At 66.3% G+C, this 19659-nt stretch carries 17 protein-coding genes and 1 pseudogene; 11 read left to right on the top strand and 7 right to left on the bottom strand.

Features of this window, described 5'->3' with window-relative positions:
* Positions 1-2: 2 nt before the first annotated feature.
* The 4 genes from ACE37B_RS05660 (at position 3) to ACE37B_RS05645 (ending at position 4908) form a co-directional block, all read left to right on the top strand.
* Complete coding sequence (locus ACE37B_RS05660) at positions 3-893, top strand: branched-chain amino acid ABC transporter permease (protein ID WP_409922303.1); 891 nt, start codon at positions 3-5, stop codon at positions 891-893.
* Positions 894-902: 9 nt separating this feature from the next.
* Positions 903-2141 carry a branched-chain amino acid ABC transporter permease gene (locus ACE37B_RS05655; RefSeq protein WP_409922302.1) on the top strand — a complete coding sequence of 413 codons (1239 nt, stop codon included), beginning with the start codon at positions 903-905 and terminating at the stop codon, positions 2139-2141.
* A 232-nt stretch (positions 2142-2373) separates the two neighbouring features.
* On the top strand, positions 2374-3900 hold the full coding sequence (locus tag ACE37B_RS05650) for an ABC transporter substrate-binding protein (protein WP_409922301.1): 1527 nt from the start codon (positions 2374-2376) through the stop codon (positions 3898-3900).
* A gap of 144 nt (positions 3901-4044) precedes the next feature.
* Positions 4045-4908, top strand: a complete 864-nt coding sequence (locus ACE37B_RS05645) for an enoyl-CoA hydratase-related protein (protein WP_409922300.1) — start codon at positions 4045-4047, stop codon at positions 4906-4908.
* A 76-nt stretch (positions 4909-4984) separates the two neighbouring features.
* Here ACE37B_RS05645 and ACE37B_RS05640 read toward each other — a convergent pair whose 3' ends face one another.
* The 3 genes from ACE37B_RS05640 to rarD form a co-directional block, all read right to left on the bottom strand.
* The gene (locus ACE37B_RS05640; RefSeq protein WP_409922299.1) at positions 4985-5299 is read right to left on the bottom strand and encodes a hypothetical protein; all 315 of its coding nucleotides are present in this window, start codon (positions 5297-5299) and stop codon (positions 4985-4987) included.
* A gap of 138 nt (positions 5300-5437) precedes the next feature.
* The gene (locus tag ACE37B_RS05635) at positions 5438-5722 is read right to left on the bottom strand and encodes a hypothetical protein (protein WP_409922298.1); all 285 of its coding nucleotides are present in this window, start codon (positions 5720-5722) and stop codon (positions 5438-5440) included.
* Positions 5723-5735: 13 nt separating this feature from the next.
* Positions 5736-6692 carry an EamA family transporter RarD gene (gene rarD / locus ACE37B_RS05630; RefSeq protein WP_409922297.1) on the bottom strand — a complete coding sequence of 319 codons (957 nt, stop codon included), beginning with the start codon at positions 6690-6692 and terminating at the stop codon, positions 5736-5738.
* On the opposite strand from rarD, the pseudogene ACE37B_RS05625 reads away from it, so the two are divergent.
* From ACE37B_RS05625 to ACE37B_RS05615, 3 genes and pseudogenes are all read left to right on the top strand, one after another.
* Positions 6686-7459, top strand: a pseudogene (locus ACE37B_RS05625) (6-phosphogluconolactonase); the annotation flags it as partial. The gene rarD and the pseudogene ACE37B_RS05625 overlap by 7 nt on opposite strands.
* Positions 7460-7537: 78 nt before the next feature.
* Complete coding sequence (gene pgi, locus ACE37B_RS05620; protein WP_409922893.1) at positions 7538-9073, top strand: glucose-6-phosphate isomerase; 1536 nt, start codon at positions 7538-7540, stop codon at positions 9071-9073.
* Positions 9074-9121: 48 nt separating this feature from the next.
* Entirely contained in the window at positions 9122-10153 is a 1032-nt protein-coding gene (locus ACE37B_RS05615; RefSeq protein ID WP_409922296.1) for a phosphotransferase family protein, read from the top strand.
* Between the two features lie 125 nt (positions 10154-10278).
* Here the strand turns inward: ACE37B_RS05615 and ACE37B_RS05610 are convergent, their stop codons facing one another.
* Positions 10279-11094: an SDR family NAD(P)-dependent oxidoreductase gene (locus ACE37B_RS05610; RefSeq protein ID WP_409922295.1), complete on the bottom strand. Its 816-nt coding sequence runs from the start codon at positions 11092-11094 to the stop codon at positions 10279-10281.
* Between the two features lie 120 nt (positions 11095-11214).
* On the opposite strand from ACE37B_RS05610, the gene ACE37B_RS05605 reads away from it, so the two are divergent.
* Positions 11215-12633 (top strand): aldehyde dehydrogenase family protein, encoded by a 1419-nt coding sequence (locus ACE37B_RS05605; RefSeq protein ID WP_409922294.1) that lies wholly within the window; start codon positions 11215-11217, stop codon positions 12631-12633.
* A 78-nt stretch (positions 12634-12711) separates the two neighbouring features.
* Here ACE37B_RS05605 and ACE37B_RS05600 read toward each other — a convergent pair whose 3' ends face one another.
* Positions 12712-14313, bottom strand: a complete 1602-nt coding sequence (locus ACE37B_RS05600; RefSeq protein ID WP_409922293.1) for an alkaline phosphatase D family protein — start codon at positions 14311-14313, stop codon at positions 12712-12714.
* A gap of 175 nt (positions 14314-14488) precedes the next feature.
* Between ACE37B_RS05600 and ACE37B_RS05595 the strand changes: the two genes are divergently transcribed.
* The 3 genes from ACE37B_RS05595 (at position 14489) to ACE37B_RS05585 (ending at position 17173) form a co-directional block, all read left to right on the top strand.
* Positions 14489-15793: a cytochrome P450 gene (locus tag ACE37B_RS05595; protein ID WP_409922292.1), complete on the top strand. Its 1305-nt coding sequence runs from the start codon at positions 14489-14491 to the stop codon at positions 15791-15793.
* 121 nt (positions 15794-15914) lie between these two features.
* Entirely contained in the window at positions 15915-16781 is an 867-nt protein-coding gene (locus ACE37B_RS05590) for a 3-hydroxybutyryl-CoA dehydrogenase (protein WP_409922291.1), read from the top strand.
* A complete protein-coding gene (locus tag ACE37B_RS05585) occupies positions 16781-17173 on the top strand; it encodes a cobalamin B12-binding domain-containing protein (RefSeq protein WP_409922290.1) in 393 nt (130 codons plus the stop codon). The genes ACE37B_RS05590 and ACE37B_RS05585 overlap by 1 nt, the downstream gene beginning before the upstream one ends.
* Before the next feature lie 92 nt (positions 17174-17265).
* Here the strand turns inward: ACE37B_RS05585 and xylA are convergent, their stop codons facing one another.
* Together xylA and ACE37B_RS05575 are read right to left on the bottom strand one after the other, a co-directional pair.
* Entirely contained in the window at positions 17266-18600 is a 1335-nt protein-coding gene (xylA, locus tag ACE37B_RS05580; RefSeq protein WP_409922289.1) for a xylose isomerase, read from the bottom strand.
* 165 nt (positions 18601-18765) lie between these two features.
* Positions 18766-19644 carry a hypothetical protein gene (locus ACE37B_RS05575; RefSeq protein WP_409922288.1) on the bottom strand — a complete coding sequence of 293 codons (879 nt, stop codon included), beginning with the start codon at positions 19642-19644 and terminating at the stop codon, positions 18766-18768.
* Positions 19645-19659 lie beyond the last annotated feature (15 nt).

The following is a 19659-nucleotide window of genomic DNA, read 5'->3' as shown; positions in this document are numbered from 1 at the left end:
ACATGGAACTCTTCGTTGCCCGCCTCTTCGACGGTCTGTCGAACGGGGCCACCTATGCGCTCGTCGCACTGGCGCTCGTCATGATCTTCAAGGCGACCACCCTGATCAACTTCGCTCAGGGCGAGTTCGCCATGATCGGCGCGTTCGTCGTGTTCGTGATGGCCGCCGAGCGGGGGATCCCGATGTGGATCGCCGTCGTGCTCGGCATGCTCATCACAGCGGTCGCTGCAGCCGGTGTCGAACGGACACTGATCCGACCGTTCGATCCGTCCGATCACCTGCCGCTGGTGATCATCACGCTCGGTTTGTTCCTCGCGATCAACGCCGTGGCCGGCATCATCTGGCGCTTCGACCCTCGGCGATTCCCCGAGCTGTTCCCGTCGGGCAACGTGTTCACGTTCGGCAACGCGGCGCTGCGCTGGTACACGGTCGGCGTCACGATCACGGTCCTGGTGACAGCGGCCGCGCTGACGCTGCTGCTCAACAAGACCAAGGTCGGCCTGGCGTTCCGCGCTGTGTCGTCGAACCTGCAGTCGAGTGAGTTGGTCGGCGTGCGCGTCGGCCCGACGCTGCAGTTCGGCTGGGCGATCGCCGCGGCGGTGGGCACGCTCGGTGCGGCGGTCTTCGTGGCCGACCCGTTCCGTCAGCTGGAGCCGACCATCATGATCCGGGTGCTCATCTTCGCCGTCTCCGCTGCTGCGCTCGGCGGACTCGACAGTCTCTGGGGCGCCATCGTCGGCGGGATCGCCATCGGGATGGTCCAGTCGATCCTCGTGCCGTACACGCCGATTCCGAACGAGATGGGGCTCGCCGCCGCCGTCGTCGTGCTCATGTTGGTCTTGCTGTTCAAACCGTCCGGATTGTTCGGCACACCCCAAGTGGAACGGGTCTAGGAGAACGCCATGGCATCACCACCTCGCTACCAGTTCGTCGACGGCAGTCGGGCGCACCTCACCTACAAGTGGGTGTTCATCGCACTGTTCGTCGTGTTCCTCGTGCTGATCGCGTTCGCCTACAACGACACCGGCAAGCTGGCGTTGTTCGGCAACGAGTACTCGTTGAGCACGCCGCGCCTCACCAAGGCGATCGCGTTCATGGTGGCGATCCTGGGACTCCAGGTCGTCGCCGGATTCACTGGTCAACTCTCGCTCGGCCAAGGCTTCTTCTTCGGCATGGGCGCGTATCTGTCCGCGTGGCTCGTCGCCGATCACAACTGGGCGTGGTTCTCCACGTTGATCGTCGTCGTTCCCGCCTGCTTCATCGTCGGGATGGCCTTCGGCATACCGGCGTTGAGGATCAGGGGTCTGTACCTGGCGCTGGTCACGCTGGGACTCGCGGCTGTGTTCCCTGCCATCGTGCAACTCGAAGCGTTGCAGGAGTACACCAACGGTGCGGGCGGACTCCAGGTCGACTCGAAGCTGGTCGCTCCGGATTGGCTTCCCCTCGACGGCATCGCCTCGATCCTGCAGGGGATTCCGCTCATCGGCGGGTACTTCGGCGACGGCGACCTCTCGAGTCGAGAGGCCGATCGAGTCTGGATCTTCTTCTTGATGGTCATCGTGGCGGCGGTCTGCACGAAACTGGTGAGCAACCTCGTCAAGAGCCGCCCGGGGCGGGCGCTGCGGGCGATCCGTGACAACGAGACGAGCGCTGCCGTCACGGGCATGAACCTCGCCCTCTACAAGACGCTGTCGTTCGGTGTCGCCTCTGCCCTCGGTGGTATCGGTGGCTTCATCTACGTGGCCGAATTGAAGATCGCCTCGCCCGGCGACTTCACGCAGCTCATCTCCATCTACTTCATCGTCGGCATGGTGGTCGGCGGCGTCGGCACGCTGCCGGGAGCGGTGATCGGCGGTCTGGTGATCACGTTCATTCCGGAGTGGGCGTCGGCGACGAGCGAGTTCCCGGGGATTCCCGATCGCTGGTTGCAGGGCCCGACGGGTCCGCTGCTGATGGGCATCTTGCTCATCGTGTTGACCTTCGTGCTGCCGGGCGGTGTCACGGCGGGAGCTCGACAGATCAAGGCCCGGTTCATCCGCATCCTGCCCAAGCCGCCGGACCTTCCGGTGGCCACTTCGGCGGCTGGCGATGCGCCTGCACCCGATCGTGAGCCGGTCGGCTCGTCGAGCGACGGCGCGTGACTGTTCATCCGTCACGCTGGCCGACTACGGTGACGAAGAACACATCACGGTGACATTTCACGAAGAGATCTTCACGGGGACACGTCACGGTGACATCTTCACGGTGACCAAGTCGAGGCCGACGATCATTCGATCGTCGGTCCGAGATCGCCGACCGAGTGCTCGCCAAGCGGGCCCGCTGGTCGGTTCAAGAGCTGAACACTCAGCAACAACAACACATAAGGGGAGCTAGATGCGATCACGTACCAAGCGCAGCGTTGCAGGATTGTTGGCCGCCGGCCTGATCTTCGCAGCCTGCGGCAGCGATGACGATGGCGGTGCCGACGACGCACCTGCCGAGACCGAGGCACCGGCCGAAGACGACGCGCCTGCCGAGGATGACGCGCCTGCCGAGGATGAGGCGCCTGCCGAGGACGAAGACATGTCCGAGGACGAAGACATGTCCGAAGACGAAGACATGTCCGAAGACGAAGACATGGGCAGCGGCGAAGCGCTCGCACTCGAAGGCGACGTCGAGATCGCAGCGGGAACCACGCTGAACCTCGGTGACTGCCCCGACGACTGGAATCCGCTCCAGGGCGTCGACGGTGACGAGATCCGTATCGGTATGTCGCTGCCACAGTCCGGCCCGATCGCTGCCTTCGGCGCGATCGGCGAAGGCATGCAGATGTACTTCGACTACCTCAACGAGAACGATCCCATCGACGGCAAGCAGCTCGTTGCTGTGCTGCGTGACGACGCCTACGAGGCCGGTCGTACCGTTGCCAACGTCGAAGAGATGATCGACTCCGACGACATCTTTGCGTTGGCGCACATCATCGGAACGCCCAACAACCTGGCGGCCCGTCCGATCACCGACGACAACTGCGTCCCGCAGCTGTTCAACTCGACGGGCTTCCCGCTCTGGGGCGACCCGGCGAACTTCCCGTGGACCGTCGGCAACATCTTGAACTACGCCACCGAGACCGACATCTGGTGTTCGGCCATGTTGGAGCAGTTCGGCGAAGGTGTCACGGTCGCCGCGCTGATCATGAACAACGACTTCGGTACGACGTACCTCAACACGCTGAAGAACTCCGACGCGTGTGCGGGCATCGATCTCGTCGAAGAGCAGTTGCACGATCCGGCGGCGCCCGACATCACCAACGAGATGACGACGCTCATCGCGACCGACGCGCAGGTGCTCGTGAGCGGTACGACGGCGTCGTACTGCCCGCAGGTCGCAGCGAACCTCGCTGCGTCGGCGTGGCGCCCGGTGTTCTACAACTCCTACACCTGCAACAACCTGGCGTCGTTCTACGCGCCGGTACAGGATGCGATTGCCGTGTTGGCGCCTGAAGGTGCAAGCCCGCAGTTCACCAACTCGAACAAGGTCTGTGGTGACCCGACGTTCGACGGCGATCCCTCCATCGAGCTGACGAAGGAGATCCTCGCCGAGTACGGCGACGTCACCTGCGCCGACGGCTCGTACTCGACCGGTGTGCTCTACGGCCAGCTGGTCGAAGCGGTGCTTCGTCCCGCAGCCGAGATGCCGGGTGGCCTGAACCGGGTCAACCTGATGGCATCGGTGTGGAACGCCGACACCAGCAACGACCTGTACCTGGGCGGCACGCTCAAGACCGACGGCGTCAACGATGCCTACTTCACCGAGGCAGCCCAGCTGCAGCGTGTCATCCTCACCGAGGACGGCGTGCTGTCGTTCGAGGCGACGGGCGATCCGATCGACCTCGAAGGCCAGGGCGGCTCCTTCCAGGGCTGATCCCATGAACATCGCATCGGCTCGCTGAGCTGACGCACGAACACCGAGCCGGCCGGCGATTCTCACGAATCGTCGGCCGGTCCGCGTTTCGGTGCCGGTGCGCTCGCCTCGGGTCGCGGACCCCGCGCTGGGTACGGTCCAGCCATGTCCGACGACGCGCTGATCCTGATCGACGACCCGGCACCGAAGGTTCGCCGGCTGACGCTCAACCGACCGACGAAGCGCAATGCGTTGTCGCACGGGTTGCGCAGCGAGTTGTTCGACGCGCTCCGCAGCGCCGACCGCGATCCGAACGTGAGCGTGGTCGTCATCCGTGGCAACGGGCCCTGCTTCTCGGCCGGCTACGACCTGGCGCAGGACCCGAGCGAGCGCCCGCCCTGGACCATCAGCCCGGCCGACGGCGGCTGGGCTCGCCACGTGCTCCAGGGCTGGTTCGAGATGATGGACCTCAGCATCCCGCTGATCGCCCAGGTGCACGGGTACTGCCTCGCCGGTGGCACGGAACTGGCGACCGCGTGCGATCTCGTCTACGTCGCGGACGACGCAGAGATCGGCTACCCGCCGGTGCGATCGATGTCGAGCCCCGACATGGGCTGGCACGTGTGGATGATGGGGATGCGGCGTGCGATGGAGGCGATGCTCACCGGTGACTCCATGACCGGGGTCGAAGCCGTCGAGGCCGGGTTCGCCAACCGGTCGTTCCCGGCCGACGAGCTCGACGCCGCCGTCCTCGCGATCGCCGAGCGCGTCGCCAAGGTGCCAGCCGATCTCCAAGCCCTGAACAAGCGTGTGGTGCACCGAGCGATGGAGGCGATGGGGATGCGCAATGGCATGCGCGCCACGGCTGACATCAACGCGATCGGTTTCCATCAGCCGAGTTCGATCGAATACCACCGCGAGTTCGCGAAGGGCGTCACCTCGGCGCTGAGTACACGCGACGAGACCTTCGGTGACTACCGGACGACGGAGCGCGACGCTCCCGACGGTCTCGATGCCGACGGCGGATGAGCTTCGCCGAGCCGACGCAGCGCCGAGTATCGGGGATCCGATGACGAGATCGGCCCCGACCATCGACGCGTGACGGTCACTCCTCCAGTTCGAAGTCGAACTCGATACAGCCGATCAGGTCGCCGAGGATGGTGATCGCCTCGGGGCTGAGACCATCGGGCACGTCGTCGGCATCGAGGTTCGCCGCGATGATCTCGACGTCGTCGTTCGAGAGCCGATCGATCGCCTCTCGGGCGCACGTCTCGTCCACCGAGCCAGCTTCGTTGTCAGCGACGAACGATGCGACGAGGCGGTCACGAGCGTCGTCGCCGCCACCGCCGGAGTCGCTACCACATGCGGTGGCGGTGAGGGCGAACATGCCCACGACGATTGCTGTTGCGTACTTCTTCACGTGCTGCTCCCAGGTCGAGGTTCCGTGATCGAGTTCACGGTCGGCTGCACCCTGGCAGGTTCGGCGATCTCGATGCGCCGAATATCGACGCGGCCGCCGCCGGGTGTGTGATCAGGCAGTCGTCGACCGCCGCGCCGACTACGGCCGCGGTGCGATGGTGAAGGAGTCTTCGGCGTCGATGAGACCGTCGAAGGTGACCGATCCGAAGCCTTCGACGTCAGCGGTGCAGACGTAGGTGGTGCCGACATCCTTGCTCGCCGGCTCCTCGCACGACGCGTTGGACACGTCTGCGCCGTCGAAGATCGCCGCGACCTCGGAGCTGTCGTTGATGAAGCTCTCGGTCTGGTCCTTGAAGTCGGTGGTATCGGTCGAGCACGCAGCGACGAGCAGAACGATGGGGGCAGCGATGAGAAGGCGGCGCATCCGCGCAGACTAGTCACGTCGGAATCGAAATGCGCGCCTGTTTGGCCGCATCGACTCGATCCCACATCACGACCAGCAGCGCCACCCAGACGAACGAAAAGCCCACGATGCGGTCGGCCGGCATCGACTCGTCGTAGAAGAGCCAGCCCAGCCCGAAGTTGATCACCGGAACGATGAGGTTCAGCGGGCCCAGCAGCGTGAACGGAATCGCCTTCGCCGCCGACGCGAACAGCATCAGCGGCACGGCCGTGATGATGCCGGTGCCGGCGATGAACATCCAGTCACCGCCGTCGGCGCTGGACACGGCACTGGTGCTGCGCCCACTGATCGCGAACAACAGCACGATGGCGGGGGCGAGCAGGACGAACGTCTCCCCGGCGAGACTGTCGACGGCATCGAGGCTGATCCGCCGCTTGGTCAACCCGTAGAAGCTCCACGTACCGGCGAGGATGATCGCGACCCAGGGCGGACGGCCGTAGGAGAGCGTGAGCACGACCACCGCGACCGATGCGAGTCCGAACGCGACTCGCTGCGCGAGCGAGGGCGTCTCGCGCAGGACGAACACCCCGATCGCCATCGTCGCGAGCGGTGCCATGAAGTAGCCGAGGGCCGTTTCGATCACGCGGTCGTTGACGACGGCCCACACGTAACTGCCCCAGTTGGCAGTCAGGAGGAGTGCGGCGAGGACGAGGCGCATCAGCGTCCTCGCGTCACGAAATGCTGCGTAGATCTTCGGCCACGTGCCTCGGACGGTGACGATGACTCCCATCACGACGGCCGCGAACAGCATTCGCCAGCCGATCAGCTCGGCGGCCTCGAACGCCGTCAGCTGCTTCCAGTAGATGGTCAGCAGCCCCCAGATCAGGTAGGCGGCGACACCGACCTGTACGCCGCGGGTCACCGACACACCGATGGGCGTGTCGAGCGGTGGCGTCTGGGCGAGGTCGGGTGCGCGCCCGGTCGATGTCACCCGCCCACGCTACGCCGCGCCCACCCCCGATCTCGACCCTGATTCGCGCCGCCGATTCTCGATCTCGACCCCGTTTTGTGCCAGGCGCTGGCGAATCGGGGTCGAGATCGGGGGTGGGCGGGTTGCGGGAGAGCGGGCTGTCGTCATGTTCTACGCTCGGTGGCGTGGATGTGGTGATCTGCGACGGACCCGACGACGCAGCGCGTGCGGCCGCGGCGGCGATCGCGACGCGCCTGACGTCGGCCGCAGCAGCTCGTTCGACAGCGTCGCTCGCCGTGAGCGGGGGGAGCACCGCTCCGCCGCTGTTCGCCGCGTTGGCCGACGAGGCCGACGTGCCGTGGTCGTCGGCGACGGTCGTTCAGGTCGACGAGCGCATCGCTCCGGACGGACACGAGGCACGCAACGCGAACCAGCTGTCGATACTTCCGGTCGAGGCTCATCCGATGCCCGTCACAGCGCTCGACCTCGACGAGGCAGCAGGCGAGTATGCGACGATGCTGCCGACGCCGATCGACGTCGTCCACCTCGGAGTCGGCGACGATGGCCATACGGCGTCGTGGCCGCCCGAGCCGCACCTCGACGCCGGGGTCGTGCGGTCCGATACGCCCGTGGCACTCGTCGACACGTTCAACGGCTGCCGACGGATGACGCTCGGCCCGACCGTGATCAACGGTGCTCGGACCCGGATCGTCCTCGCCACCGGAGCAGGCAAGGCGGAGGTGGTTCGGCGGTGGCTGGCCGACCGCGATCCGTCGTTGCCGATCAACTCGGTGTCCGACAGCGACACGATCGTCTTCCTCGACCGGGCGGCAGCGAGGTTGCTCGACGGGTACGGTCAGGCGGTGATGACGCCGCTCGACGACCTCTCCGACCTTCCCCGTCCGGCACATCTGCGCGACCTGTTCGAGCAGGACCCGACCCGGGCGCAGCGGTACGTGACGCACGCCGGAGATCTGCGCATCGACTGGTCGAAAGCGTCGGTCGACGATGTGACCCTCGACGCGCTGCTCGGACTCGCGGAACGCGCTGGCGTGGAGCGGCGACGCGACGCGATGTTCGCCGGAGAGCGCATCAACGTCACCGAAGACCGAGCGGTCGGACACGTCGCGCTGCGCATGCCGCACACGTCGTCGTTCGTCGTCGACGGCCATGATGTCGTGCCCGAGGTGCACGCGGTGCTCGACGCACTGGCGGATTTCGCCCGTCGCGTTCGAGCCAGCGGTCCGATCGACCATGTCGTCAACATCGGGATCGGTGGGTCCGATCTCGGCCCGGCGATGGCGTACGAGGCGCTCCGACCCTTTCGTCACGAACGGATCCGCTGTTCGTTCGTGTCGAACGTCGACGGTGCGGACATCGAAGCGGTGCTGGCCGACTCCGACCCGGCCACCACACTGTTCGTGGTCGCCTCCAAGACCTTCGGAACGATCGAGACGCTGACCAATGCTCGAACCGCGCGAGCGTGGCTCGTCGATGCGCTCGGTGAGGATGCCGTCGTCGATCACTTCGTGGCCGTATCGACCAACGAGGAGCGCGTGGCCGAGTTCGGGATCGACACGGCGAACATGTTCGGGTTCTGGGACTGGGTCGGCGGTCGATACTCCGTCGACTCGGCGATCGGGTTGTCGTTGATGATCGCGATCGGACCGGAGGCGTTCAGCGAATTCCTCGCCGGCTTCCACACGATCGACGAGCACTTCCGCACGGCGCCGCTGCGCGACAACGCTCCGGTGCTGCTCGCGATGCTCGGCGTCTGGTATGCGAACGGGCTGGGGTACGACACCAAGGCGGTGCTGCCGTACTCGAACGATCTTGCACGGTTCCCGGCCTATCTTCAGCAACTCGACATGGAATCGAACGGCAAGTCGGTCGATCTCGACGGAGAGCGAGTCGGTCATCACACGGGGCCGATCATCTGGGGCGAGCCAGGCACCAACGGTCAGCACGCGTTCTACCAACTGATTCATCAGGGCACGCGCATCATCCCGTGCGACTTCATCGGCGTCGCTCGGGCAGAGCACGGCGATCAGGAGCATCACGATCTCCTGATGGCGAACCTCTTCGCGCAGTCCGAAGCGCTCGCATTCGGGCGTTCGAACGAAGCGGAACCGCACCGCAACTTCGAGGGCAACCGACCTAACACCGTCATCCTCGCCGAGCGGTTGACCCCGTCGGTGCTCGGCCAGTTGATCGCGCTCTACGAGCACGTCGTGCACGTTCAGGGCACGGTGTGGGGTGTCAACAGCTACGACCAGTGGGGTGTGGAACTGGGCAAGGAACTCGCGAACCAGATCACTCCCGAACTGGTCGGCGAACCGACGCCCGACGCGCACGATGCGGCGACCAACGCGCTGATCGCCTGGTACCGAGCGCACCGCTGACCGTCGTCGATAGCGGGTCCGAGTCGGTCAGGGCGCGAAGATGTCGCCATGAGCGACGTGGTGGGGTTCGAGGTCGAGCGAGTCGAGACGTGGATCGGGGAGCACACCGATCTGCAACCGCCGTGTGTGTGGCGGCGCCTCGAAGGCGGCCATTCGAACTTGACCTACGAGTTGACCGACTCGGTCGGCGCGCAGGCGGTCATTCGGCGCCCGCCGCAGGGCGAACTGCTGCCCAAGGCGCACGACATGTTCCGCGAGTTCCGCATCATCGACGCGCTGTATCCCGTGGGGGTACCGGTCGCTCGTCCTCTCGGCTATTGCGACGACCGCGAGGTGTGCGACGCCCACTTCTACGTGATGGGCAAGGTCGGTGGAGAAGCGTTGTACACCGCCGAGCAGACCGAACCGCGTCTCGACCTCGCGGCCCGAGGACGCGTCGGCGAGTCGTTCATGGCGGTGCTCGCGCATCTCCACGCGGTCGATCCCGTCGAGGTCGGGCTCGGCGATCTGGGTCGCCACGACGGCTACGTCGCACGCCAGATCAAGACGTGGTACGGGTCGTGGACGGCCTCGGCCGAGGCTGCCGACTACGACTCGCCCCGGCTGCACGCGCTCCACGATCATCTCGTCGCGAACCTGCCCGAGCAGGGCCCAGCTCGCGTCGTGCACGGCGATTACGGGGTCCACAACGTGATGGTCGACGAATCGGGGGCGATCACTGCGGTGCTCGATTGGGAGATCGGGACTCTGGGTGATCCGCTGGCCGACTTCGCGTACGCCCTCAACGCGTGGTCCGAGGCGTCCGACTCGCCGTTGGCTGCCGCTACTGCACCGACCGCGCTCCCCGGATTCGCGTCGCGTGACGATCTGGTCGGGTACTACGCGGAGCGGACCGGCGCTGACCTGTCGAACCTCGGGTATTACCGCAGCTTCAACTCGTTCAAGACGGCGTGCATCATCCACGGGGTGTACGCCCGGTACCGGCTCGGGATGAAGTCGACCGAGGGGGTCGACATGCCGGCGCTGTTCGACCGCATCGTGACCAGCATCGACCGCGCCGAAGAACTCCTCGACACCTGAACCGTGACGCCCACGCGATGAGCATCATCTTGCCGGGACCGGACCATGCTCATCACGCCGATATGGCTGGCAGTCGCGATGAGCGACATCCTGCGGTGACGGGACGATGCTCATCGCCGGCGCGGTCAGCGGGCGATGACCATCTTGGTGCTGTCCCAGGTGGCCGACATGGGTGGCGCACCGGTTTGGCCGCCGTCGACGACGAGGGTCTGCCCGGTGATCCAGCTTCCCGCGTCGGAGAAGAAGAACAGCACGGCCTCGGCGATGTCGTGCGCACTGCTGGTGCGGCCGAGTAGGGGCGCCTTGTCGACGCGGTTGACCAGAGCGTCGACGTTGTCGGGGTCGCCGGTCATCACGTGCGCCGTCATCCCGGTCGGGATCGTGCCGGGAGCGATCGCATTGACGCGGATCCGGTCGGCCTGGAGTTCGGCGGCTGCCGACCGGGCGAGTCCGATCACGCTCGCCTTGGCCATCGCATAGGCGTGTGGCCCGAGTCCGCCCTGGACGCCGGCGATCGATGACGTCATCGCGATCGACCCGCCGTTGCCGGCAGCGCTCATCGTGCGGGCGGCGTGCTTGGTCGTGGCGAAGACTCCCCGGACGAGCACCGCCATGGTGCGGTCGAAATCCTCCATCGGCGTGGCGCTGATCGGCCCGACGACGCCGACGATCCCGGCGTTGGCGAAGGCTCCGTCCATGCGGCCGAACGTCGAGACACCGAGGTCGAACGCGGCGGCGACGTCGGCCTCGTCGGTGACGTCGCACTTGGCGAACACCGCTGCGTCGCCGAGGGATTCCGCGACCGCGCGCCCGCGTGCCTCGCCGTAGTCGGCGATGACGACGCTGCCACCCTCCGCAACCAGCAGCTGGGCGGTCGCTTCGCCCAACCCGCTCGCCCCGCCGGTGATCACGGCGACCTTGTTCTCGTATCGAGCTGTCATGGCCGAGACGGTAGCGACGCCATCTCGGCGACCTCTGGTCGGACAGTGTGAGTGCGGCCCTCGACCTGGTGCCTGGTGCCTGGTGGTGTCGGGGGGTGCGCGGTCTGTCAGACTCGATGTATGCGTGACTACACCAACATCTACATCGACGGGGCGTGGGTTCCCTCTGACGGCAACGGCTCGATCGAGGTCATCAATGCCGGCACCGAAGAGGTCATGGGCTCGATCCCCGACGGAGCGGCGAGCGATGTCGACAAGGCCGTTGCGGCCGCGAAGGCTGCGTTCGACGGCTGGTCGCAGACCCCGGTCGAGGAGCGTCAGAAATACCTGGTTCGACTGAACGAAGCGCTGCAGGCCCGTTCGGCCGAGATCGCCCAGACGATCGCGGGTGAGGTCGGCATGCCGATCACGTGGTCGACGATGATCCAGGCCGGGTTGCCCGCCGGCAACATGCAGACCTTCGCCACCTTGCTCGACTCGTTCGAGTTCGAGGAGAAGATCAACAACAGCCTGGTCGTGAAGGAGCCCGTCGGCGTCGTCGGGGCCATCACGCCGTGGAACTATCCGCTGCACCAGATCATCTGCAAGGTCGGCGGTGCGCTGGCCGCCGGATGCACGATCGTGCTGAAGCCGTCCGAGGTGGCGCCGCTCAATGCGTTCATCCTCGCCGAGATCGTGCACGAGGTCGGGCTGCCTGCCGGTGTGTTCAACCTCGTCACCGGAACGGGGCCGGTCGTGGGCGAGGCGATCGCTGCGCATCCCGACGTCGACATGGTGAGCTTCACGGGCTCGACCAGGGCCGGCAAGCGTGTGGCAGAGGTGGCCTCGCAGACCGTCAAGCGTGTGGCGCTCGAACTCGGTGGCAAGTCGGCCAACATCATCCTCGACGACGCCGACTTCGCTCAGGTCATCCCGAAGGGCTTGTTCGCCTGCTACCTGAACTCGGGTCAGACCTGCACGGCCCACACCCGGATGCTCGTGCCGAACAGTCGCTACGACGAAGCGGTCCAGATCGCCGCCGCTGCCGCGGAAGCCACCCAGGTCGGCGCGCCGACGGAGGAAGGCATGCATCTCGGCCCGCTGATCAGCCAGTCGCAGTGGGATCGCGTGCAGAGCTACATTCAGCAGGGAATCGACGAGGGTGCTGTCGTCGCTGCGGGCGGACTCGGCAAGCCAGAGGGTCGCGAGACCGGCTACTTCGTCAAGCCGACGGTGCTCGCCAACGTCACCAACGACATGACGGTGGCCCAGGAGGAGATCTTCGGACCCGTGCTGTCGATCATCGGCTACGACGATGACGACGATGCGGTTCGCATCGCCAACGACAGCCTCTACGGCTTGTCGGGTGGCGTCTGGTCGGGCGATCAGGACCGTGCGCTCTCGGTGGCCCGTCGTATGCGTACCGGTGCGGTCGATGTCAACGGCGGCAGCTTCAACATCGCCGCCCCGTTCGGCGGGTACAAGCAGTCCGGCTACGGCCGCGAAAATGGTGTGTACGGCATCGACGAGTTCTTGCAGACGAAGTCCCTGCAGCTCTGATCCGACCCTGACGTCCGATTCCGAATGTGCCCCGGTGCCTGGCACCGGGGCACATTCGCGTGCGGCGCGAGGTTCTGGTCAGGCCGGGGTGATGGTGGTGGAGTCGGCGTCGACGGTGAAGGTCTTCCAGGTGCGAACTTCGGAGTCGGCATCGGAGACGTCGACGACCTGGCGGAACTCGGCCGACCAGGCGGCTGGCGTCACGGTGTGGCGCGTGTAGCCGCGGAACACGAGTTCGCCGTCGAAGATGTTGGGGAGCGCGAGGAGTACCGGTGCCAGCTCGGGGTCGACGTTCGCTGTCGACGAGATCGCCGTGGTGATGAACTCGACTCCGAGTCGGTCGTCGGCTGGTCCGAGCTCAGCGACCCCGGCGAGGTGGATGTCGCCCGTGACGACGACGAAGTTGCCGGGTGCAGCGTCGAGCAGACGCTGGCGAGCTGCGGCGTATCCGTCCCACTGGTCGTAGTTGAGGATCGCGCCGACCTCGCCGAGTCGAGCGTCGGCGAGCACGGTCTGTTGCGCCAGGCAGTTCCAGGTGCTCGTCGTGGTCGCGAACCGGTCGACGACCCAGGCCTCCTGCTCCGCGCCCAGCATCGACCGGTCGGGATCGTCCCACCCAGCTGCCGGCGGACCGGTCTCGAGGATGGCGTCGCTGACCTGATCGTCACGGAACTGGCGGCCGTCGAGCGCCGAGATCCGAAGGAGCGAACCGACGTCGAGGCCGCGGTAGATCTCGTAGCGGGCGGTCGGGTCGTCGACCAGTTCCACCGGCGGGGGGAGACGCGTGGGCGTGTTCTCCCACCAAGCTTGGTACGCCTGGGCTCGACGGGCAGCGAACTCGGCTTCGGGGACGCGGTCTTCGGAGCTGAGCCCGGCGTAGTCGTTCTCGACTTCGTGGTCGTCCCAGATCACGAGCCACGGCGCTGCGCCGCGACTCGCCTGGAGCTGCGGGTCGGAGAGGTACGTCGCGTACCGGCGTCGGTAGGCGTCGAGGTCCATCGGTTCGCCCGGATCGTGCAGCCGGATGACGCCCTCACCGAGTTCCGTTGCCGACCCTTCGTACATGAAGTCGCCGAGGAACACCACGAGGTCTGGCTGCCAGTCGGCGATGTCACGGTGGGCCGCCCACCGGCCCGACTGGTAGTTCTGACACGACGCGGTGGCGAAGCGGAACTCCGCGGTGGCCGGGTCGATCGGAGCGGTTCGGCCGACCGGCGACTCCCAGCCGCCCGCGCTGAAGGTGAAAGAGCCCGGTCCTGGCAGTTCGGCGAGTGCGTGTACGGATCCGCCGACCGCAGGGCTGGTCGTCGTCGTGCCGACGATGGTCTCGCTGCCATCTTCGGGCTCGAAGGTCCACGTCACGTCGATGCCGTCGGTGGGCAACTCACCGGCGAGGCGCGTCCACAGCACCACCGACGATGCGTCGGGGTCGCCAGAGCCGACGCCGAACAGGAACGGGTCGTCAGCCAGCTCCACCTCCGGCACGGTCGTGCTGGTCGCGGTGGTCGCGGTGGTCGCGGTGGTGGGGGTGGTGGTCGTGTCGGCGGGCGCCTCGGTGGGTGCGGGGTCTGGGGTGGTGCCGGGGGAGGTGTCGCTGTCGACGGCGGTGTCGTCCTCGCCGCAGGCGGCGATCGTGAAGGTGGCCGAGAGTGCGAGGAACATCCGCCGGGAGAGCTGCATCGGGAAAGCTTCGCATGCGGTCGACTCCCACTGGGAACCGACGCACGCAGTAGCTGGGCCTCGATGCGTTCGCCCGGGTGCGTGTGCGCGTGGTGGGTGAGCGTGCCGGGCGCCGGTGCGCCTCGGTCCGGCGTCCGGCTCGCTGCCGACGTCGGGGTCTTGGGAGAATCACCCCATGACCGATGTCGATGACGCGCCCGAGCTCACACTCGAAGGGTTCAACCTGTTCAGCGACCAGGTGCAGCAGTGTCCGCACGCGTACTACGCGCTGATGCGCGAGCAGACGCCGGTCTTCCACGTGCCTGGCACCGACATCTACCTGGTCACTCGCCACGACCTGGTCGTGCCGATCCTTCGCGACGTCGAGACCTTCTCGTCGAACTTCAGCACCACCGGCATGAAGCCCGACGCCGACCTGATCGCGAAGATGAACGACGTGATCAAGCAGGGGTGGCCGAAGGTGCCGACGATGCTGACGATCGACCCACCGCACCACACGCGTTTTCGTGGCACGGTCGCGCCGTACTTCGTGCCGCGGCGGATGAAGGAGCTCGAGGGCCCGATCACCGAGATCGTCGACCGTCTCATCGACGCGCTGCCGACCGACGGCACCGTCGTCAACGTGGTCGACGCGCTCAACGTGCCGGTGCCGATCGAAGCGATCGCGCACGTCCTCAACGTGCCCCCGGAGAAGCTGGCCGACTTCAAGCGTTGGAGCGACGACTCGATCGCGTCGATCGGCACGGCGATCTCCGATGAGCGCCGGCTGGAGGCGCTGGCCGGCGAGGTCGAGTTCCAGCACTATTTCGCCGAGCAGCTCGAGCGCCGCAGGTCGGAGCCGATCGGTGACCTGATGAGCGATCTGGTCCAGGCGCGGATCGAGTCCGAGCCCGACCATCCGGCGATCGAGGGGGACGGCAAGCGGTCGCTCGACATGCCCGAGATGCTCTCGATCGTGCAGCAGTTGCTCGTCGCCGGCAACGAGACGACCACCAAGTCGTTGACCGAGGGGGTGCGCTTGTTGGCCGAGAACCCTGACGTGTGGGCGAAGCTCAAGGCGGACCCCGAGGGCTACGCGCCGAACGTGACCGAGGAGGTGCTGCGGATGTCGACGCCGACGCAGGGCATGTTCCGCATCGTCCAGCGCGACACCGAGATCGATGGGTTCCCGGTGCCGAAGGGCGCCCGCCTGGTCGTCGTCTACTCGGCGGCCAACCGTGATCCGGAGGTGTTCCCGAATCCCGACGAGTTCGATCCCGACCGCGACGGCCTGATGAAGCAGCACCTGGCGTTCGGAAAGGGCATCCACTTCTGCATCGGCGCTCCGCTCAGCCGCCTCGAGATGAACACCGTGTTCCGACAACTCGGGCGCCGCATCGAGTCGATCACCTTGGCGGACGACAACGAGCTCAGGTACTTTCCGAGCTTCATGCTGCGCGGTCTGATGCGACTCGACGTCTCGTTCACCCGAGCCGATTGAGGCGCCGCAACGCCGCGGTGCGACGGCGAGCATGCCGAGACAGCATGCTGGCACGAGATGCCGGCACGAGATGCTGGCACAGCATGAGAGTGGATCGAGACGAGATGAACGGAGCCGATGGATGAGCGCGATCGAGCGAGTGGGTGTGGTCGGATGCGGCCAGATGGGTGCGGGCATCGCCGAGGTCTGTGCACGCGCCGGGATGGACGTCATGGTGCGCGAGGTCGATGCGGCCTCCGCGGAGCGAGGACGCAACCGGCTGCTCGGTTCGTTCGACAAGGCTGTGGCTCGCAACAAGATGTCGGAGGACGAGCGTGACGCCACGATCGCGAAGCTGTCGTTCACGACGGATCTCAGCGACATGGCCGACCGCCAACTCGTGATCGAGGCCGTCATCGAAGACGAGCCGCTCAAGACCGAGGTGTTCAAGACCCTCGACAAGGTCATCGAGGCCGACGACGCGATCCTTGCGAGCAACACGAGTTCGATTCCGATCATGAAGCTCGGCATCGCCACCAAGCGACCCGAGCAGGTCGTGGGCATCCACTTCTTCAACCCGGTGCCGGTGCTCAAGCTGGTCGAGTTGGTGACGAGCCTGATGACGTCGAAAGAGACGGTGGCTCGGTCGGAGAGCTTCGCCGAGGACGTGCTCGGCAAGATCGTGATCCGGAGCCAAGACCGCGCCGGGTTCGTCGTGAATGCCCTCCTGATTCCCTACATCCTGTCCGCGATCCGGATGATGGAGTCGGGGTTCGCCACGGCCGAAGACATCGACAACGGCATGGTCGAAGGGTGCAACCATCCGATGGGGCCGTTGGCGCTCGCCGACCTCATCGGCCTCGACACGACCGCAGCGGTCGCCGAGTCGCTGTACGACGAATTCAAAGAGCCCCTCTACGCGTCGCCGGCGATGCTGTCGCGGATGGTGGAAGCAGGGTTGTTGGGGCGCAAGACGGGCCGCGGTTTCTACGACTATGGGAGCAAGTGATGGCAGGCGAACGTGTGCTGGTGGCAAAGGTCGGGCTCGACGGGCATGATCGTGGCGTGAAGGTCGTGGCGCGCATCTTGCGTGATGCGGGCTACGAGGTGATCTACACCGGGCTGTTCCAGACCCCCGACACGGTGGCGGCCGCCGCCGTCGACGAGGACGTCGATGCGATCGGGCTGTCGATGCTGTCGGGCGCGCACATGACCCTCGCGCCGCTCGTGGTGGAGAAGGTCCGCGAGCGCGGTGTCGACATTCCGGTGATCGTCGGCGGCATCGTGCCGGATCAAGACGTCGAACCGCTGATGGCGGCCGGTGTGGCCAAGATCCTGACCCCGGGCGCCACCGCCGACCAGGTCGCCGCCGCCGTGCGCGAAGCCATCGACGGGAACTAGCGACAGAGTGGGTCAGACCCACTCTGTCGTGTCCGGAACCCGGAGCCGGTTGCCAGCGCAGGCGACAGAGTGGGTCTGACCCACTCTGTCGTTCAGCGGGCGCGTTCGATGTGGCGGGCGACGAGTCGGTCGAGCAACTCCTGGCGGCCGCTCACCGGCTCGGGCTCCGGAGCGGTCAGCTGCGCGTCGTGGAGTCGTTGCAGGCTGACCTCGCCGTCGAGGATGTCGCGGCGAGCGTTCCAGCGGGCGTATCGATCGTCTCGCTGCGCGTCGAGGTCTTCGAGCAGGGTGCTGGCGGCGAGCAGGGAGCGGGCCATGGTGTCCATCGCACCGATGTGTCCGTGGAAGAGGTCGTCGCGAGCGATCGACTGACGACGCAGCTTCGTGTCGAACATCAGCCCGCCAGTGGTGAATCCTCCGCCGCGCAGGATCTCGAGCATGCCAAGCGTCATCTGTTCGACCGAACGAGGGAACAGGTCGAGGTCCCATCCGAGTCGGTCGTCGCCGGCGTTGGCATCGACCGAGCCGAAGATGCCGGCGTTGACCGCGGTGGCGACCTCGTGGTGGAAGTCATGGCCGGAGAGCGTGGCGTGGTTGACCTCGATGTTGACCTTGATCTCCTCCGCGAGACCGTACTTCTGCAGGAAGGCGAAGACCGTGGCGACGTCGTAGTCGTACTGGTGCTTCGTCGGCTCCATCGGCTTGGGTTCGATGAGCAGCGTGCCGTCGAAGCCGATCGCGTATTTGTGCTCGACGACCAGGTTCATGAAGCGACCGAGTTGATCGAGCTCACGGCGCATGTCGGTGTTGAGTAGGGTCTCGTAGCCCTCGCGTCCACCCCAGAGCACGTAGTTGGCGCCGTTCAGTTGGTGAGTCTTGGCCATGCAGTGCGCGACCTGCGCGGCCGCGTACTGGAACATCGCCGGGTCCGGATTCGTCGCGGCGCCGGCCATGAACCGAGGATGGGAGAACGCGTTGGTGGTACCCCACAGCAACTTCGTGCCGGTGCGCTCCATGTGCTCGGCGGCCAGGTCGACCATCTCGTCGAGGTTGCGGGCCGACTCGGCGAACGTCGCGCCGGCGGGCGCGATGTCGACATCGTGGAACGAGAAGAAGGGGGCGCCGAGCTTCTCGAAGAACTCGAACGCTGCGGCCATCTTCAGTTGGGCGGCGTCCATCGGGTCGAGCGTTGCGTCGCCGGTGCGCGACGACGGGTTCCAGGGCCGATCGAGGGTGCCGGCGCCGAAGATGTCGGAGCCGTCCCAGGCGAAGCTGTGCCAGTAGCAGACGCCGAACCGAAGGTGCTCGGCCATCGTCTTGCCGAGCACGACCCGGTCGGCGTCGTACCACCGGAAGGCGAGCGGGTTGTCGGAGTCGGGGCCCTCGTAGCGGATCGCCTCGACGTCGGGAAAGAACTCGTCGATCATCGCCTCCGACTGTACGCGCCGGGCGTCGCGGTGTGTGTCAGACACTCGACGTTGCGCCTGACGTGCCCCGTGGGGACTTGCGTCGCAGCTGGTGTCGCGGTCGTTCGTCCGGGTGCGGTATCGATCGTGGGCGATGCCAGCCGGCGTCGAATCGGCGGGTTCGGGTCAGATCAGGGCAGCATCGACGAGATCTCCGAGGCGGTCGGCCAGGACCGTCTGCATCGCATCGAGATCGACCTGCGTCATCACGTCGCCGAAGGTGTAGGCGGAGATCATGACGTCGTCGTTCACCCAGAGGACTTCGCGGCTGGTGAAGAAGAACTCTGTCTCCTGGTCGTTGGTCTCGACGCCAGCGTGGAAGAACTCGCCACCCGCGAACGTACCGACCTGTGCCAGGTCGTAGACCAGGTCGTCACGCGAAGTGGGGTCGTTGAACTCCCGCAGATAGCTCTCGACGCTGCTGGGCGCCGGGCCGATGTCGATGCCGATGCCGTTCTCGTCGCTCGTTGCCGAGCAGCCGAGGAGTGCGGTTCCGCTGATCGGGAGTTCGTAGGCGCTCGCTGACTCGGCGACCTCTGCGGGCGTGACCGCGAGGTCGGCTCGCTGCAACAGCGATGTCGGCGCGAGGTCGAGCAGGAGTTGGTAGATCTGATCGCTCGGGCAGTCGTCGAGCACGGCGCTGGACTCCTCGAAGTCGAGACCGGCGATGGTGTCGGCGAGTCGCGCCGCGAGCGCCGTGGTGTCGAGCGGTGCCTCGGCGGATGGTGCCTCGGCGGATGACTCCTCGGCGGATGGCTCCTCGGCGGATGACTCCTCGGCGGGTGGTCCCTCGGCGGGTGTCGTGGCGACGGTCTCGCTGGTCACCGGATCGTTCACGGCAAGGTCGGTGGTGTCCGACTCGGATGACGTCGACTCGACGGCGGGAGCTTCGGTGACCGAGGGATCGGACGAGACGACCTCGGTGCCGTCGGTCGAGGACGAACATGATGCGCAGGCGACGACGGCTATCGCCGCGTTCACGATGAGAGGGGTGGCTCGGGGCATGCAGGCTACGGTACC

The organism is Ilumatobacter sp. (genome assembly GCF_046290335.1).
Lineage (GTDB): Bacteria > Actinomycetota > Acidimicrobiia > Acidimicrobiales > Ilumatobacteraceae > Ilumatobacter_A.
The sequence above is the reverse complement of the archived record's forward strand: the minus strand, read 5'-3'. Positions and strand labels throughout refer to the sequence as shown.

Excerpts from the sequence above, each read along its gene's own strand:
- ACE37B_RS05660 (WP_409922303.1), top strand. The coding sequence starts at position 3 with ATGGAACTCTTCGTTGCCCGCCTCTTCGACGGTCTGTCGAACGGGGCC.
- ACE37B_RS05655 (WP_409922302.1), top strand. The coding sequence starts at position 903 with ATGGCATCACCACCTCGCTACCAGTTCGTCGACGGCAGTCGGGCGCAC.
- ACE37B_RS05650 (WP_409922301.1), top strand. The coding sequence starts at position 2,374 with ATGCGATCACGTACCAAGCGCAGCGTTGCAGGATTGTTGGCCGCCGGC.
- ACE37B_RS05645 (WP_409922300.1), top strand. The coding sequence starts at position 4,045 with ATGTCCGACGACGCGCTGATCCTGATCGACGACCCGGCACCGAAGGTT.
- ACE37B_RS05635 (WP_409922298.1), bottom strand. The coding sequence starts at position 5,722 with ATGCGCCGCCTTCTCATCGCTGCCCCCATCGTTCTGCTCGTCGCTGCG.
- pgi (WP_409922893.1), top strand. The coding sequence starts at position 7,538 with ATGACGCCGCTCGACGACCTCTCCGACCTTCCCCGTCCGGCACATCTG.
- ACE37B_RS05615 (WP_409922296.1), top strand. The coding sequence starts at position 9,122 with ATGAGCGACGTGGTGGGGTTCGAGGTCGAGCGAGTCGAGACGTGGATC.
- ACE37B_RS05610 (WP_409922295.1), bottom strand. The coding sequence starts at position 11,094 with ATGACAGCTCGATACGAGAACAAGGTCGCCGTGATCACCGGCGGGGCG.
- ACE37B_RS05605 (WP_409922294.1), top strand. The coding sequence starts at position 11,215 with ATGCGTGACTACACCAACATCTACATCGACGGGGCGTGGGTTCCCTCT.
- ACE37B_RS05600 (WP_409922293.1), bottom strand. The coding sequence starts at position 14,313 with ATGCAGCTCTCCCGGCGGATGTTCCTCGCACTCTCGGCCACCTTCACG.
- ACE37B_RS05595 (WP_409922292.1), top strand. The coding sequence starts at position 14,489 with ATGACCGATGTCGATGACGCGCCCGAGCTCACACTCGAAGGGTTCAAC.
- ACE37B_RS05590 (WP_409922291.1), top strand. The coding sequence starts at position 15,915 with ATGAGCGCGATCGAGCGAGTGGGTGTGGTCGGATGCGGCCAGATGGGT.
- ACE37B_RS05585 (WP_409922290.1), top strand. The coding sequence starts at position 16,781 with ATGGCAGGCGAACGTGTGCTGGTGGCAAAGGTCGGGCTCGACGGGCAT.
- xylA (WP_409922289.1), bottom strand. The coding sequence starts at position 18,600 with ATGATCGACGAGTTCTTTCCCGACGTCGAGGCGATCCGCTACGAGGGC.
- ACE37B_RS05575 (WP_409922288.1), bottom strand. The coding sequence starts at position 19,644 with ATGCCCCGAGCCACCCCTCTCATCGTGAACGCGGCGATAGCCGTCGTC.